This window comes from Chitinivorax sp. PXF-14 (assembly GCF_040812015.1).
Lineage (GTDB): Bacteria > Pseudomonadota > Gammaproteobacteria > Burkholderiales > SCOH01 > JBFNXJ01.
On record NZ_JBFNXJ010000007.1, the window covers coordinates 87,944 to 102,661 of the forward strand.

A 14,718-nucleotide genomic window follows, 5' to 3' on the forward strand; every position below is an offset into this window, starting at 1 on the left:
CAGGTCGTCCGGGCTATTTCATGACCATGAAATCGGCGCCGCGACCTCAGAAAAACTCGACCGATGACGTCGCCACGCCGGCCGTCGCGCTGCCCGCATGCGCCTCGCGCTGTTCCAGCGTGGTATAGGTTTTTTCCAGATCGGCCAGCCAGCGCTCGCGGTCGAGTGCCGGTATCAGCCCCTGGCGCCCGGCCGTGTCGATGGCATCGCGCAGCTTGTCGATATCGCGCTGCACATGGTCGAGAATCTGGCTCACCCGGTCCTGGAACTGCAGGTTCACCAGCACATCCTGCACCTCGCGTTCCACCGCCTTGCTTTCGCCCTCGAGCTGCTGCACGGTCTGGTTCAGCCTGACCGCGGTTTGCTGGAAACCCGAGATCACGGCACGGATCACCGTGTTGGAGTTGCCGATCAGCGCGGCGTCGTCCTGCGCCAGCCGGTCGGCCACCGCCGACGCAGAGCCGATGGCCTGGTTCACCGCATCCACCTTCTCGCTGATGCGCTTGCCCGTCTCGCCCGACATGGTGGACAGCTTGCGCACCTCATCGGCCACCACGGCAAACCCCCGTCCCGCCTCGCCCGCCCGCGCCGCCTCGATGGCGGCATTGAGCGCCAGCAGATTGGTCTGCGTGGCGATGGCGCCGACCTCGGAGGCCATCCGCTTGAGCTCTTCGTTGAATTGCCCCAGCTCACTGATCTCCTTGAGCAGCTGGCTGCGTGCCCCCAGCGCCTGTTCGAGCGCCTGCACGATGCCGCCGAGCTCCTGCTCGGATTGCGAAATGGCGTGCAGCACCTCGCCGCCGCTACTGGCAGAGGCCAGCGATACCGCCGCGCCGAGCCGCTCGTTGATGCCGGTGAAGCGCATGGCCAGGGTATCGACCGCCTCCCGCGTCTGGTTCCGGCCCAAGTCGATGTGGCGGCGCCACAGCGGCAGGATGCTGGCCAGCAGCGGCGACAGGGTATCGGCTGCCGGCTCCGGGCCGGCCTGGGCTGCATCGCCCACGGGCGGCATCCCTTGGGCGACAGTGGGCGGCTTCGACAGCCACAGCCAGGCAGCGCCGATCAGCAGACCGGTAATCAGCCCCTGCCACCAGCTGGCGGCAAGCACGCTCATCAGCACTAGGTTGACCAAGGCGAGCACACCCGCCAGCAATAGATTTCTCGGTAAGGACATGTTCGGCAATCGCAATGGTCTCTGTATCGTGCTAGTTGATCGCGCAGACTAAAGCAAGCCGGCCAGGGGCGGCCCCGCGCAGCATCGTGAAAAAAACCTGCACCGCGCGCAAAATTCTTGCGTATCACGCGATTGGCATATCACGTTGACAATCGCTGCCGGGCACGGCAATATCTATTTGATACATCAGTCTTTTCTACTATTCCCGCATTGCGGGATTCGCATCTTCTTCCCGCAAAACCCCATCAGCCGGGGCTTGGCGGCTCACAGAACCTTTGCAATTCCGGCCAAACAGTGGTTCGATACGCAGTCAGGCCATGTCCCGGCCCTGCTCCGACAATACCAAACGAGGATTCCATGAGAACCAAGAAAGAACTGATCGACCTGGTCGCCGAACGTACTCAACAGCCAAAAACCGTTGCCGAAGCTTTTGTTGACGCGCTGGGCGACGCCATTCGCGACGTGCTGGCCAAGGGCGACGAATTCGTACTGCCAGGCGTCGGCAAGTTCGCGGTGAAGGCCAAGGCTGCCAAGACCGGCCGCAACCCGAAGACTGGCGAAGCGATCGAGATCGCCGCGCGCAAGGCTCCGTCCTTCAGCGCCGCCAAGGCACTCAAGGATGCCGTGAACGTCTGATCGTTCACCCGGCACCACCCAGACAGCCCCGCAAACGCGGGGCTGTTTGTTTTCACGGGGCGGCGAAGGCCGGATCGCTCTCCGCACCCGGCCTCGGCTTCCAGGCAATCGAGTAATAGTGACCACGGGCGCGCGCCCACGGGTCGAACACATTGCGCACCGACTGTAGCTCGGGCGCCAACTCGGGCATCGCACGCAGCAGCACGCGCTTCAGCGGCGACACCTCGACCGCGTGGCCGTTGTCGGCCTCGGGCTCCATCTTCCGCCCATCCGGGCCGTTGTTGTTGACCCAGTCCACCCCAAGCCTGGTGTAGAACTCCGGGCGGAAGCTGGAGGTAAAGAAACGGTCGCTGAACAGCCGCCGCGAGGCGTTGAGGATGAACACCTGGAACTGCGTCTCAGAGATCGCGAAGCCATGTGGCCGCGTGAATTCCGCCAGCCAGCCGACCACGGTATCGACATCCTCGATGTTGTCGACCAGGCTGCCATCCGGGTGGCCCAGGCAGTCGTTGATCGGCGAGCCGTCGTCGTTGCGCTGTGAGCTGGTGATCACCTTGGTGGCATCGCAGCGATGCTGGCCGTAGACCTCGCGCATCACGCCGATGATGCGCTCCTGCTCGTGCCGCTGCGGCGAATCGGCCGGCAGTGTGTGATCGACGAAATCGTCGAAGCCCGTCAGTGTCTTCAGCCCGTACTGGCGGCGGAACTCGTTGAAGCGCGGCACACCGCGCTCGCGGTCGCGCAGGATGTCGAGCGCGGCGATATCGGCCTGCCGGATCGGCGCGGGCTGGCGCGTGATGTCGAGATTCTGCAGGAATTGCGGCGTGTTCTGCAGCGTCAGCAGGCCCAGCCGCTGGCGCCCCATCGACAGTGCCCAGCTGGCCAGCCCGTGATCGCGCATGGCGGCGGTGGCGCGGCCACGGAAGGTCTGCACCACGGCCACCTTGTTGCGGATCTGGTTCGGGTCCTGGTTCCACTCGCGGTATTCGATCAGGTCCGGCACCAGGGCGTGCAGCCGGTACACCGACACGAATTCCTCGGGGAAGTTGAACGGTGAGCCGAAGTGGTTGATGCCGCCGTTCACATGGTCGGGATTGGAGATGCGCCACAGGTCGTCCTTGGCCGGGTCGTATGCGGCGAATACCCTGTCGTCGGCGTAGACATGGCTGCCCAGGCCGAAGATGCCCGGCCCCGAGGCAAAGGCCGAGTACCATTGCGTGGCTTCCTTGGCCTCCTTCGACTTGCCGAAGTTGTCCGTCACGATCTTGGCCAGCGCGCGCTCCACCAGCTCCTTGCCGTCGAACAGGCCCTTCCAGTTCGAGTTCATGCCCAGGTAGAGCGGCTCGTCGTAGAGCAGCTGCGGCGTCCACTCGGTGGTATGGATCTTGGCGATCTCGGCCGACACCACCAGCCGTGCCGCCTCGAACAGCTCGCCCGCGCTCACATCGCGGTTGGTGATCACGCGGTCCGGCTCGCTCGGCCGACGCAGACCCGAGTCCTCGTCCGGCTTCGCCGCGGCCAGCTGGCGGAAGGCATCGACAAAGGCATTGTGTTCACGCGCGAACAGATTGGTGTAGAAGCTCGTGCCAATCGACCAGTTGTCGGGGAAGGCCGTCGCCTCCTGGCCCGACCACTGCGGCGCGATCGGGTCACCCGCCTCGAACACCGGCAGATAGCCCTTCGCCTCGCCCTCACCGGGGCGCTTGCCCACATGCACCAGCAGCAGCCTGGCCGGGTCAGCCGGCGAGCGCTTCACGCGGCGGCGCGAGGTGTCGTCGTAGCCATAGATCTGCGAGGCATCCCACCAGGCCGTGACATTGTTGCGCATGGTCTTGTAGGCGCGCGTGAGGTGCGGCTTGCCATCTACCGTGATGACAGCCGGCGCGCCGCTGTCGGCGACGTAGCCGCGGTCGATCACGTCCGCCGGGCGGCAGCCCAGCCGCGCGACATCGGCCGGGCTCAGCGGCTGCTCGACATTGCCGACGCGCTGCGAGGAGCAGCCCAGCGGCATCGTCGCGGTGTCGTTGTGGCCGTCTTCCAGATGCGAGAACCAGTCGTGGGTCATGAACTGGATCCAGAACGCCGCCAGCACGTTGAAGAACGGCGCCTTCTGATAATCGCAGCTCGCCGCCGGCGAATCCCCGGGCAGGCCGTAACCGTGCTGGCACTTGTCCGGCTGCGACTGCTGGCGCGTCAGCAGCTTGCGGCTGATCACCTGTGGGTCGGGCCGCAGCAGCGCCAGGCGGTCGCCATGGCGGTTGCGCGCGAGCAGGTTGTCGCTCAGGTCGGGAAAGGTGGTCTCGAACTCGACATTACGCGCAAACAGCTGGTGTGACGCCCCCATGGCCGGGTTGCGCAGATCGTTGCAGCTGCCGTCGAGATTGCGGAAGCGGATCAGCTCGCCCTGGCACAGCTGCGGGCCGGCGCCGCCGACCGCGGCGTAGAACGGATGGCCGCTGGCGAGCCGCATCTCCGGCCAGGTCTTGATCGCAGGCCCGGCGACACCTTCACGTCCGAGCAGGTAATCGCGGAAGGTGCCGCTGTTGTCGAACAGGTTGAACTTGATCAGCTCCATGCGCTGGTATTCGAGATCGAGCAGCGCACCGTCGATGCCTCGCCCGTTCGCCCCGAGGTGGCCACCGACACCATCGCTGCCGGGCGTGAGGCTGCCCGTGTCGGCGGTGGCCCAGTAATGCGCCCAGTCGACGTAGGGCAGGCCCATATAGGCCTTGGCACGAGGCCCGCCGCGGCAACCGGCGGTCGCCGGCTGCACCTTGCCGAGAAAGCGCTGATCGCGCTCGGCGGCGATCGGGCGGAAACCACCCAAGAGCATTTGGCCACAATCGCCGGCATCGGCCGGCGCCTCGTCCTGCGGCGGGTTGCTTGCACAGCCGGCCAGCGTGGCCACCAGAAACAGCAACAGTCCCAAACAGCGCGTCGTCATCGCCCGCCCTCCTGCTGGTTGGTCAGCGCCTGCACAGCGGCCGGGCGCTCAGATTCTAAGCATTCGCCAAGAAACCACGGCCTTCAAGCCCCGATTGGGGGTGCACATTACACCGCCAACGTCACATCCGCCCATGGCGATGTCAGGCCGGCAAATGGCCAGCCAGCGCATAGCTCCGCCCAATATCGCATGCCTGCATGTGGACTTGCACACATGGCCTGCAGCACAAAAAAACGGCCCCGAAGGGCCGTCGATGCGTCGATGCCATGCCCGCTCAGGCAGACCAGTCCACCATGCCGGTGTAGTAGGTCAGCAGCACCAGCCCGCCAAAGGCGATGCGGTACCAGGCAAAGGCAGTGAAATCGTGGCGGACCAGGAAGCGGATCAGCGCCCGCACAGCGATCAGCGCGAAGATGAAGGCAACGATGAAGCCGATCGCGAACACCCCGATGTCCGAGCTGCTCAGCGCCTCGCGATGCTTGTACAGGCTGTAGAGCGAGGCCGCGCCCAGCGTCGGGATGCCGAGGAAGAACGAGAACTCGGTGGCCGTCTTGCGCGACAGGCCGAGGAACAGGCCGCCAATGATCGACGCACCCGAGCGCGAGGTCCCCGGGATCAGCGCCAGGCACTGCGCGAAGCCGACCTTCAGCGCATCCTGCCAGCTCATGCGATCGACATCGTGCACGCGCACGGTGTGCTCGCGGCGCTCGGCCCACAGGATGATCAGGCCGCCGACGATGAAGGCCGACGCCACCGGCACCGGCTTGAACAGCACCGCCTTGATATGCTCGCCGAACAGCTTGCCGAGAATCGCCGCCGGGATGAAGGCAACGATCAGGTTGGTCAGGAAGCGCTGCGCGCCGAGGTCACGCCGCGCATTGGCCAGCGCGCCGAACAGCTTGGCGCGGTATTCCCATACCACCGCCAGCATCGCGCCCAACTGGATGAAGATCTCGAAGACGTCGCGCTTTTCCTTGTCGAGGAAATTCAGTAGATCGCCGGTCAGGATCAGGTGGCCGGTCGACGAAATCGGCAAAAACTCGGTGATACCCTCGACCATGCCCATGATCAGGGTTTTCAGAATCAGAATGAGGTCCATTGGAAATTCAGGGTTGATTGAAGAAATCGCAGGAGCGCGGGATTCGCTCAGCGCCATGACACGCAAAAAATGTTCCCGGCATATCGCCGGATGATACCGTGATTGTGTGACAGCCGCGCCAAACAAATGGCCCACCCGCGTTGGGTGGGCTATTGCCGATAACGCTTGAACGAAGCGGCGGTTTACCGCGCCCGACGACTCAGTTGCCGACCGCGAGCCGCACGCCGAAACCGACGAATACCGTGCCCAGCAGCTTGTTGAGCAGCTTGGAGAAGCGCGGCGCCTCGGACAGATGTGCACCGATGCGCGAGGCAAAGCAGATCAGCGCCGTCTGGTACAGGCAGTTCATCGCCAGGAAGGATGCGCCGAGGATCAGAAACGCCGGCGCCCCGGCATCGCGCGTCACGAACTGCGGAAAGAAGGCCATGAAAAACACGATCGCCTTGGGGTTCGACAAGGTCACGATCAGCCCGCGGCGGAACGCATCGCCATCGGTCGGCGGCACCGTCAGCACCGCGTCGCGCGCACGCCAGGCGCTGAAGCCAAGCCATACCAGATAAGCCGCGCCGGCATACTTGACTGCCTGAAACGCCACCGGGTTGGCCCGAAGCAGCGCCGCCACGCCGACCGCCGCCAGCGTCATCAGCGTCGCATCGCCCGCGCTGGTGCCGGCCAGCGCCATGAAACCGGAACGGCGCGAACGCATCGACCAGCCGAGAATATTCATCGTCCCCGGCCCCGGCGACAGGATCAGCAGGATCGAGGCGGCGATGAAGGCCCAGATGTCGACGATACCCATAATGTACTCCAGATGGCAAAAACAACCATTCTATCAGCGGCTTGGGATCGCGGCAGGGGCAGATCGACGGCAAATGGCCCGACACAGCGCGTGGGCTGATTAGGTTGGCGCGAGGCGCGTCCGGCTTGGGCTCCCTGTGCACCGAGATCGGCGCGCGCGGCGACCGGGAGGCCCCCCGTACAGGCCCGGCTCACACCAGCACGTGGCGAGCCGATTCGAAATAGGCAAATACCTGGCGCTCGATCTCCGCATCGACGTAGTGTTCCGGGCGGCGGCCATGCGGGCACGGCAGGCGCGGCGTGGTACCGAACAGCCGGCAGATCAGCGGCCGCTCGGCATACACCGTGCAGCCGCACTCGCCCAAGTGCGGGCAATTCAGCGCCGCCAGCGCCGCCGCATGCTCGGCCTCGGTCTTCACCGGCAGCCGCGCCATCTCCACCGTCGAGGTCGTCACCGGCCCGCAACAGTCATGGCAACCCGGCACACACTCGAAATCGGGGATGCGGGTGCGAAAGAAACGGACTTTCTGGATATTGCCTATCATGGCGCATTCAACTTATTGAGAGCTGCAACCGTCAAGCTAGCAGCACGAGGTATTGCAACACAACCGAGATCGGTGTCAGTCGTGCAGACGGAATGGCCGATGGGCCACAGCCTGAATCTGGTGAAGGCAAAATGCGGGGATGGCACATCGCAGGAGACGAAATCATCCTTTTCTATGTCGCCGGCTCATTTGCCGTCCATCACGGATGTTCAGTCCCATGAGGAAAAGATTGGTCGCGCCAGCCATCAATTCCAAGCACTGCACAATGTAAAACCAGGTATCAAATTCACCGGCCTGCGCCTTGATTCTCAGAAAAACTGCTGCTGGAATCAGAATAAGCACACCATTTGCGCCAATGATGGGCATACGCCGACGCTTTGTGACGAGTAAGGGGAAGGTGCTTTTTCCACCCATGGCCAACCCTGTGGCCCCTGTCATCGCCATACATGGAATGAAGACAACGAGCGCATAAGTAACGGCGATCTTTACGTTGGTGACAGCGCCATGGTCCAGGAACAGTTCTGAAATAAGTGTGGAAATCCAGAATGTGGCAATAAACAGGAAGGACGCAATGCCTGCAACTACGTGAATATTACGTTTCATCACGTTCTCCTCGAACCGGAACGCAATGAAGCTTGGCAAGTTGAGCCAGGGTTCGTTGTGTTGTCGCTATGTCATTTTCGGAGAATGCCTCAGCTATCTTGGCAGCGTGTTTCTCCCACGCCAGATTCACCCGCTGAAATAATGAATCACCCTTCTCGGTAAGATAGTAACGCGGGGAGCGTTGATGCGAGGGATTCGGGCGCTTTTCAATCAACCCATCTTCAACAAGGAGATTGAGTTGCTTCTGTGCCCCTTGGCGCGAGACGCCCATCTGCTCGGCGATTTGTGGGGCTGTCTGTTCTTGTCCGGCCCAAGCGATAGCGCCAAGTATTTGCCAGCGGGCACTGGTCAGGTTGAACGGGGCGGTAAAGGCATCCCCCCACTCCAGCATCTTGCCGTTCGCATGGAAAAGTGCGAGGACGGTCTCTGAAATGAGTTGGGTAGTCTTTGCTTGCATACGATGAGTCTCACGGCAACTAACACGACAACCAGTTTCCATTAACGGAAACTGGTTGTCAATCACTATCTCATCTCGGCAATGCCGCAACCAATGAAACACAATGCAGTGAGAACAGTTAAAGCCATCTGACTGGCCGCTATGAGGTCAAATGCAGACTTGCCAAAGTTGGAGAGTGGCTGTCGGCCGGTAGCGATAATTCTGTCGCCCAGCTTCAAAAGCCCTTTTCGCTCGACCGCAGTTGAGCTGAGGACGTTTCAAAGGGCAATCTCCGGCCCCCTCACCCGAACCGCAGCCCAAAAACAAACCGGCGCGGCATCCCGCTCATCGGGACACCGCGCCGGCTTCGAGTCATGGCGGTGCGGGTGGCCCCCACCCGCCTCGCCTACTTCTCCAGAATCGCCGTCACACCCATGCCGCCTGCCGTGCACACCGAAAGTAGCGCGCGGCCGCTGCCCTTCTCGTTGAGCAGCTTGGCGGCGGTAGCCAGCACGCGGCCGCCGGTGGCGGCGAAGGGGTGGCCGACGGCGAGCGAGCTGCCCTTCACGTTCATTTTGGCGGGGTCGATGCTGCCGAGTGCGCGGGCCAGGCCCAGGCGCTCGCGGCAGTACTTGTCCGATTCCCAGGCGCGCAGCGTGCACAGCACCTGGGCGGCGAAGGCTTCGTGGATTTCGTAGAAGTCGAAGTCCTGCAGCGTCAGGTTTGCGTCCTTGAGCATGCGGGCAACGGCGACGGTCGGCGCCATCAGCAGCCCTTCCCCACCGACGAAATCGACCGAGGCAGTCTTGCCGTAAGTCAGGTAGGCGAGCACGGGCAAGCCGCGCGCACGCGCCCATTCTTCGGATGCCAGCAGCACCGACGAGGCGCCATCGGTCAGCGGCGTGCTGTTGCCGGCGGTCAGCGTGCCCTTGCCCGAGCTCCTGTCGAAGGCGGGCTTCAGCGTCGCGAGCTTGTCCAGCGTGGTGTCGGGGCGCAGGTGGTTGTCGCGGGTGACGCCGGCACAGGGCACGATCAGGTCGTCGAAGAAGCCTTCTTCATAGGCCTTGGCGGCCTTCTTGTGGCTCTCGTAGGCGAGCTTGTCCTGATCGGCGCGGGCGATGCCCCACTCCTTCGCCATCAGTTCGCAATGGTCGCCCATCGCCATCTTCGTGCGCGGCTCGCCGGCGCCCGGCGATTGCGGCTTGAGTTCGCCAAAGCCGAAACCCTTGAACGCAGCCAGCCGCTCGCCGAAGGTCTTGGCGTTCGAGGCCTTGATCAGCCGTTGCGCGAACTTGCGGCCGAACACGATGGGCGCGTCGGAGGTGGTGTCGGCGCCGGCGGCGATGGCCGAGTCGATCTGGCCGATGGCGATCTTGGCGCCCAGTTGCAGCGCGGCCTGCAGGCTGGTGCCGCAGGCCATCTGCAGCGTGTAGGCGGTGGTCAGCGGCGACAGCCTGGTGCCGAGCACGGCCTCGCGCGCGAGGTTCCAGTCCTTCGAATGCGAGATCACCGCGCCGGCGCCGACCTCGTCGATCTCCAGCCCGGCAAGGTTGAACTTGTCCGCCAGGCCGTTGATCGCAGCCGACAGCATGTCGAGGTTCGTCAGGTCGGCGTACAGCGTGTTGGAACGGCAGAACGGGATGCGGCTACCGCCGACGATGGCGACGCGGCGCAGGGAACGGTCGGACATGATGGGCTCCGGCTGGGGTGGGCGACGCAGCCATCATAGCACCGATTCGATCAAACGCTTGATTGAAATCAAGGTAAGTCAGCAGCAGACGCGATGCTAGCTTGCGCCCGGCACCGCGGCCCAGCGGCCTGTTTGCAGGCACCGGAGATAGGCGCTCATGGCCCGCCGACTGGCGGGCACGGTATCTGGCAGCCTGGCTTTGCAAGGTATCTCAGCCCCTGCTATCGGGGCGCGCCGAGCGGAACGGGCGACGCACTTTCGGCCATGCCGGCGCAGCCAGCCGGGCGGCTCACCACCCGGCGCGGCCAGCCCCGGTCGTGCGGATCAGCCGCAGACAGGCGGTCGTGTCGCCGTCAGAAGCCGTTCTCGGTCACCAGATTGCCCGGCTGGCCACGCCGCGGCACGTTGAGGCCGTAGCGCTCCTGCAGCAGCTGGCGCAGGTCGGCCACCATATTGGGGTTGCCGCAGATCATCACGTGCGAATGCGCCTTGTCGACGGCCACCCCGGCGACGCGCTCCAGCTCGCCGCTCGTCAGCAGCTCGGTGATGCGCCCCTTGAGCGTGCCGGGCTTTGGCTCGTCACGGGTGACGGCACGCAGGTAGCGCAATTTGTGCGTGAACTCGCCGACCATCGGGTGCTCGGCAAAGGCGGCGATCTCGGCCTCGTAGGCCAGCTCGCTTTCGTGGCGCGCACCGTGCACCAGCACCAGCCGTTCGTAGTGCTGCCACACGGCCGGGTCCTGCAGGATGGACAGGAACGGCGCCAGCCCGGTGCCGGTGGACAGCATCCACAGGTCGCGGCCGAGCTCGAAGCGATCGGTGGTCAAATAGCCGAAGGCCTGCCGGTCGAGGTAGATGTCGTCGCCCACGCCGAGCCTGGCCAGCTCGGGCGTGAATTCGCCATCGGGCACCACGATCGAATAGAACTCGAGAAAGTCGTCGTAGTCGGCCGAGGTCATCGAATAGGCGCGCCACACGATCTGCTCGCCCTTCTTCACGCCGAGCCGGGCGAACTGCCCCGGGATGAAGCGGAAGCCGGGGTCGCGCGTGATGCGGAAGGTAAACAGGCTCGGCGCCCAGGTCTGCTTGGCGATGATGGTCTGGCGGGTATACTTCTCGTTCTGGCTCATGGTCGGATCCGGCTTGCCGCGCTGGCGGCGGCGCTGATACCGCCATTCTACTTGGCCGGCCCGGACGATTCACCCACGATGGCAGCAGGGTTGCCATGGGCGGTACGGCAATCTGCTAAAACGAAGACATGAACGCTACACGATACGGCAACGAGCCTGCCCCTCCGACCCAGCCGGGTAACGGGGCCATGCGCAAGGCCGAGGCGCTACGCCAAGGCCAGGCGCAAGTGCTTGAGATGATCACCAGGGATGAGCCGTTGTGCGTGACGATGGCCCTGCTGATGCGCCTGATCGAAGCGCAGGGTGATGGCATGCTGTGCTCGCTGATGCTGCTCGAGGACGACCAGCAACATGTGCGCAGCTGCGCCGGGCCCAGCCTGCCGCCAAGCTACCTGGCCCTGCTCGATGGCCTGGCGATCGGCCCGTGTGCCGGCTCCTGCGGCACGGCGATGTATCGCCGCCAGCCCGTCGTCGTCGCCGATATCATGAGCAGCCCGCTATGGGCACCCTACCTCGATCTGGTGAAACCCTACGGGCTACGCGCCTGCTGGTCGACGCCGATCATGCTGAAGGATGAACAGGTGCTCGGCTCGTTCGCCATGTACTACCGCGAGCCACGCAGCCCTGGCCCGGCGGAACTGGCGTTGACCGCGGTGGCGACCCATATCGCGGGCATCGCCATCAAGCGCGAGAAGAACGAGAGCGAGTTGCGCCGCCATCGCGAGCAGCTCGAAGCCCTGGTGCAACAGCGCACGGGCCAGCTCGAGGCCTCCAACGCCGAGCTGACCACCGCGCTGGTACAGCTCCAGCACACCCAGCGCGAACTGGTGCGTACCGAGAAGCTCGCGAGCCTGGGCTCACTGGTTGCCGGCGTGGCACACGAGCTGAACACCCCGCTCGGCAATGCCATGCTCTCCGCCGGATCGCTGGTGGCGCATGCGCAGCGTATCGAGGCGGCGGTGGTACAAGGCGTACTCAAGCGCAGCGACCTCAGGCAGTTCCTGGCCGACATCGCGCAGGGTGGCACGCTGTTGACCCACAATCTGGCCCGCATCAATACGCTGATCCAGCACTTCAAGCAGCTGGCGGTCGACCAGACCACCGACTTGCGCAGCCAGTTCGCGCTGCATGCGCTGGTAGTGCGCGCGGTCGACGCCATGTCGGCGCGCGCCGACATGGCCAAGCACCAGGTCGAGGTCGACATCGACCCCGCCATCGTGATGGACAGCTACCCCGATGCGCTAACCGAGGTCCTCTGCAACCTGCTCGACAATGCGCTGATGCATGGCCTGCCGGCCGGGCAGGCCGGCACCGTGCGCATCACCACCGGCATAGCGGATGGCGGCAACATCCGGCTGGCGCTCGAAGACAGTGGCCACGGCATCGCTGACGAGCTGCTGCCGCGCATCTTCGACCCCTTCTTCACCACACGGCTCGGCCAGGGGACATCCGGCCTGGGTCTGTACGTCACCCACAATCTGGTCACCGGCGTGCTCGGCGGCCATATCAACGTGGAAAGCCAGGTCGGCCACGGCACGCGCTTCCTGATCGAGCTGCCGCAGACGGCGTCACGGCCGTAGCGGCGCCCGCCGGCGTGCCGGCTACACCGCCCCACCGGCACGCAGCGCGGCAATCGCCTCGTCTGCATAACCGAGCTCGCGCAGGATCGCCTCGGTATGTTCGCCCAGCGCCGGACCGAGCCATTCGGTCGCGCCGGGCGTGTCGCTGAGCTTGGGCACGATGCCGGGGACCTTGAACGGCTTGCCGTCTGGCAGCGTGGCGCTCTCGATCATGCCGCGCGCAAGGAATTGCGGGTCGCGGAACATGTCGGCAACCGAGTAGACGCGGCTTGCCGGCACCTCGGCCTGCTCCAGCACCGCCAGCACCTGTTCCTCGTCGTGGGCCGCGGCCCAGCCGTCGATCACCGCGTACAGCTCGGCGCGGCGCGCATCGCGGCCGGCATTGTCGGCGAGCGTCGGATCGGCCGCCAGGTCGTCGCGGCCGATGGCCAGCATGAAACGCCTGAAGATGGCGTCGCCATTGGCGCCGATCTGGATGTGCTTGCCGTCCCGGGTGGTGTGGATGGACGACGGCGTGATGCCGGGCATGATGTTGCCGCTGCGCTCACGGATGAAGCCCATCACGTCGAACTCGGGCACCAGGCTTTCCATCATCGCGAACACCGCCTCGTACAGCGCGACATCGACCACCTGACCGCGGCCGCCGTTGACCTCGCGATGCCGCAGCGCCATCAGCGCGCCGATCACGCCCCACAGCGCGGCGATCGAATCACCGATCGAGATGCCGGTGCGCACCGGCGGGCGGTCCTCGAAACCCGTTACGTAGCGCAGGCCGCCCATCGATTCGCCGACGGCGCCGAAGCCGGGCTGGTCCTTGTACGGGCCGGTCTGGCCGAAGCCCGACAGTCGCAGCATGACGAGGCCCGGCTTGATCGCCGACAGCACGTCCCAGCCTAGGCCAAGCTTTTCCATCACACCGGGGCGGAAGTTCTCGATCACGATGTCAGCCTCGACGACGAGCCGCTTGACGATCTCGACCGCCTCGGGATGCTTCAGGTTCAGCGTCAGCGACTGCTTGTTGCGCGCCTGCACGAACCACCATAACGACGTGCCCTCGTACAGCTTGCGCCATTTGCGCAGCGGGTCGCCACCGTCGGGCGACTCGATCTTGATCACCTCGGCGCCGAATTCGGCACAGATACGGGCCGCAAAGGGGCCGGCAATCAGCGTGCCGAGTTCGATCACCTTGAGGCCGGTGAGGGGTTTGTTGGGTGGGGTCATGGCGGGGCTCCATATGCGATGAGTGAGTCTAGTGCCGGTCGCCACCGCAACTCAAGGCGCCAGCCTTGCGTATGGCGAAATTGGGGTACATCGCGGGAACGCTCGTGAAGCGACTCCATGCTTGGGCAGCCATCATCACCGGCCTGGTATCCAGCCTCGGCCACGCAGCCATTCATGGCGTGATGCGCGGGCGGACATGCTCGCAGACCCCATCCCACGGATACCGGGCGAGCTGGCGTCAAGGCCATGCACAGGGCTGTGTGCGGCCCATCGTACGCGCATCGTCTTTCCTGCCCATGCGAAGCTGCTATGGTACGTAGTGAGGGCCTGCCTGGTATTGGCGGAGCCGTTCAATCAACGGGTATTGCGCAATTTCCGCGCTGTGCGGCGCGGCTGATCGGGGACCATGACAAGATGAACGACCATGTGAAGACGGTACAGGCAATCTATGAGGCATTCGGCCGGCGCGACATCGAGGCCATGCTCGGCTATCTGGACGACGACGTGAGCTGGGAAGAGTGGGACGACAACCAGGCGCAACTCGCCGGCGTGGCATGGATGGCGCCGCGCCGCGGCAAGGCCGGTGCGGCGGAGTTCCTGCGCATCGTCGGCGGCTTCACCTTTCACAGCTTCAATGTCGTGAGCCTGCTGGCGGGTGAGGACAAGGTGGCGGCCGAGGTGACGGTCGAGGCCTCGGTACCATCCACCGGCGGCCATTACCGCGACCAGGAAATGCACCTGTGGTGCTTCAACCCGGCGGGCAAGGTGGTGAGCTTCCGCCACTACCTCGACACGGCCAAGCATATCGCCGTGGCGAAAGGGAATAGCGACCTGCAGAACCCGGTGTAGCGGCGGGAGGCAG

Annotated in this window: 13 protein-coding genes; 3 read left to right on the top strand and 10 right to left on the bottom strand. The window is 64.5% G+C overall.

Going from position 1 to position 14,718, the window contains the following annotated elements; genetic code table 11:
• Positions 1 to 46 precede the first annotated feature (46 nt).
• A complete protein-coding gene (locus ABWL39_RS10530) occupies positions 47 to 1,174 on the bottom strand; it encodes a methyl-accepting chemotaxis protein (protein WP_367790228.1) in 1,128 nt (375 codons plus the stop codon).
• Positions 1,175 to 1,531: 357 nt separating this feature from the next.
• On the opposite strand from ABWL39_RS10530, the gene ABWL39_RS10535 reads away from it, so the two are divergent.
• Entirely contained in the window at positions 1,532 to 1,810 is a 279-nt protein-coding gene (locus ABWL39_RS10535; protein ID WP_367790231.1) for an HU family DNA-binding protein, read from the top strand.
• 52 nt (positions 1,811 to 1,862) lie between these two features.
• On the opposite strand, the gene ABWL39_RS10540 is transcribed toward ABWL39_RS10535, so the two are convergent.
• From ABWL39_RS10540 to ABWL39_RS10575, 8 genes are all read right to left on the bottom strand, one after another.
• Positions 1,863 to 4,754: a peroxidase family protein gene (locus ABWL39_RS10540; protein ID WP_367790234.1), complete on the bottom strand. Its 2,892-nt coding sequence runs from the start codon at positions 4,752 to 4,754 to the stop codon at positions 1,863 to 1,865.
• A gap of 274 nt (positions 4,755 to 5,028) precedes the next feature.
• On the bottom strand, positions 5,029 to 5,853 hold the full coding sequence (locus ABWL39_RS10545; protein ID WP_367790237.1) for an undecaprenyl-diphosphate phosphatase: 825 nt from the start codon (positions 5,851 to 5,853) through the stop codon (positions 5,029 to 5,031).
• A gap of 199 nt (positions 5,854 to 6,052) precedes the next feature.
• Positions 6,053 to 6,652, bottom strand: a complete 600-nt coding sequence (locus ABWL39_RS10550) for a LysE family transporter (RefSeq protein ID WP_367790240.1) — start codon at positions 6,650 to 6,652, stop codon at positions 6,053 to 6,055.
• Positions 6,653 to 6,842: 190 nt separating this feature from the next.
• Complete coding sequence (locus ABWL39_RS10555) at positions 6,843 to 7,196, bottom strand: YkgJ family cysteine cluster protein (protein WP_367790243.1); 354 nt, start codon at positions 7,194 to 7,196, stop codon at positions 6,843 to 6,845.
• Between the two features lie 162 nt (positions 7,197 to 7,358).
• Entirely contained in the window at positions 7,359 to 7,799 is a 441-nt protein-coding gene (locus ABWL39_RS10560) for a hypothetical protein (RefSeq protein ID WP_367790246.1), read from the bottom strand.
• Positions 7,789 to 8,256, bottom strand: coding sequence for a MarR family winged helix-turn-helix transcriptional regulator (locus tag ABWL39_RS10565; RefSeq protein ID WP_367790249.1), 468 nt, complete (start codon positions 8,254 to 8,256; stop codon positions 7,789 to 7,791). The genes ABWL39_RS10560 and ABWL39_RS10565 overlap by 11 nt, the downstream gene beginning before the upstream one ends.
• A 385-nt stretch (positions 8,257 to 8,641) precedes the next feature.
• Complete coding sequence (locus ABWL39_RS10570) at positions 8,642 to 9,925, bottom strand: acetyl-CoA C-acetyltransferase (RefSeq protein ID WP_367790252.1); 1,284 nt, start codon at positions 9,923 to 9,925, stop codon at positions 8,642 to 8,644.
• Between the two features lie 353 nt (positions 9,926 to 10,278).
• A complete protein-coding gene (locus ABWL39_RS10575; RefSeq protein ID WP_367790255.1) occupies positions 10,279 to 11,055 on the bottom strand; it encodes a ferredoxin--NADP reductase in 777 nt (258 codons plus the stop codon).
• 128 nt (positions 11,056 to 11,183) lie between these two features.
• Between ABWL39_RS10575 and ABWL39_RS10580 the strand changes: the two genes are divergently transcribed.
• A complete protein-coding gene (locus ABWL39_RS10580) occupies positions 11,184 to 12,635 on the top strand; it encodes an ATP-binding protein (protein ID WP_367790257.1) in 1,452 nt (483 codons plus the stop codon).
• A 21-nt stretch (positions 12,636 to 12,656) separates the two neighbouring features.
• On the opposite strand, the gene ABWL39_RS10585 is transcribed toward ABWL39_RS10580, so the two are convergent.
• A complete protein-coding gene (locus ABWL39_RS10585; RefSeq protein ID WP_367790260.1) occupies positions 12,657 to 13,856 on the bottom strand; it encodes a CaiB/BaiF CoA transferase family protein in 1,200 nt (399 codons plus the stop codon).
• A 414-nt stretch (positions 13,857 to 14,270) separates the two neighbouring features.
• On the opposite strand from ABWL39_RS10585, the gene ABWL39_RS10590 reads away from it, so the two are divergent.
• Complete coding sequence (locus tag ABWL39_RS10590) at positions 14,271 to 14,705, top strand: nuclear transport factor 2 family protein (protein ID WP_367790263.1); 435 nt, start codon at positions 14,271 to 14,273, stop codon at positions 14,703 to 14,705.
• Positions 14,706 to 14,718: the final 13 nt, after the last annotated feature.

What these genes read in the sequence shown, in the direction of transcription:
- ABWL39_RS10545 (WP_367790237.1), bottom strand. Translation starts at nt 5,853, where the DNA reads ATGGACCTCATTCTGATTCTGAAAACCCTGATCATGGGCATGGTCGAG.
- ABWL39_RS10550 (WP_367790240.1), bottom strand. Translation starts at nt 6,652, where the DNA reads ATGGGTATCGTCGACATCTGGGCCTTCATCGCCGCCTCGATCCTGCTG.
- ABWL39_RS10565 (WP_367790249.1), bottom strand. Translation starts at nt 8,256, where the DNA reads ATGCAAGCAAAGACTACCCAACTCATTTCAGAGACCGTCCTCGCACTT.
- ABWL39_RS10535 (WP_367790231.1), top strand. Translation starts at nt 1,532, where the DNA reads ATGAGAACCAAGAAAGAACTGATCGACCTGGTCGCCGAACGTACTCAA.
- ABWL39_RS10590 (WP_367790263.1), top strand. Translation starts at nt 14,271, where the DNA reads ATGAACGACCATGTGAAGACGGTACAGGCAATCTATGAGGCATTCGGC.
- ABWL39_RS10585 (WP_367790260.1), bottom strand. Translation starts at nt 13,856, where the DNA reads ATGACCCCACCCAACAAACCCCTCACCGGCCTCAAGGTGATCGAACTC.
- ABWL39_RS10580 (WP_367790257.1), top strand. Translation starts at nt 11,184, where the DNA reads ATGAACGCTACACGATACGGCAACGAGCCTGCCCCTCCGACCCAGCCG.
- ABWL39_RS10575 (WP_367790255.1), bottom strand. Translation starts at nt 11,055, where the DNA reads ATGAGCCAGAACGAGAAGTATACCCGCCAGACCATCATCGCCAAGCAG.
- ABWL39_RS10540 (WP_367790234.1), bottom strand. Translation starts at nt 4,754, where the DNA reads ATGACGACGCGCTGTTTGGGACTGTTGCTGTTTCTGGTGGCCACGCTG.
- ABWL39_RS10560 (WP_367790246.1), bottom strand. Translation starts at nt 7,799, where the DNA reads ATGAAACGTAATATTCACGTAGTTGCAGGCATTGCGTCCTTCCTGTTT.
- ABWL39_RS10555 (WP_367790243.1), bottom strand. Translation starts at nt 7,196, where the DNA reads ATGATAGGCAATATCCAGAAAGTCCGTTTCTTTCGCACCCGCATCCCC.
- ABWL39_RS10530 (WP_367790228.1), bottom strand. Translation starts at nt 1,174, where the DNA reads ATGTCCTTACCGAGAAATCTATTGCTGGCGGGTGTGCTCGCCTTGGTC.
- ABWL39_RS10570 (WP_367790252.1), bottom strand. Translation starts at nt 9,925, where the DNA reads ATGTCCGACCGTTCCCTGCGCCGCGTCGCCATCGTCGGCGGTAGCCGC.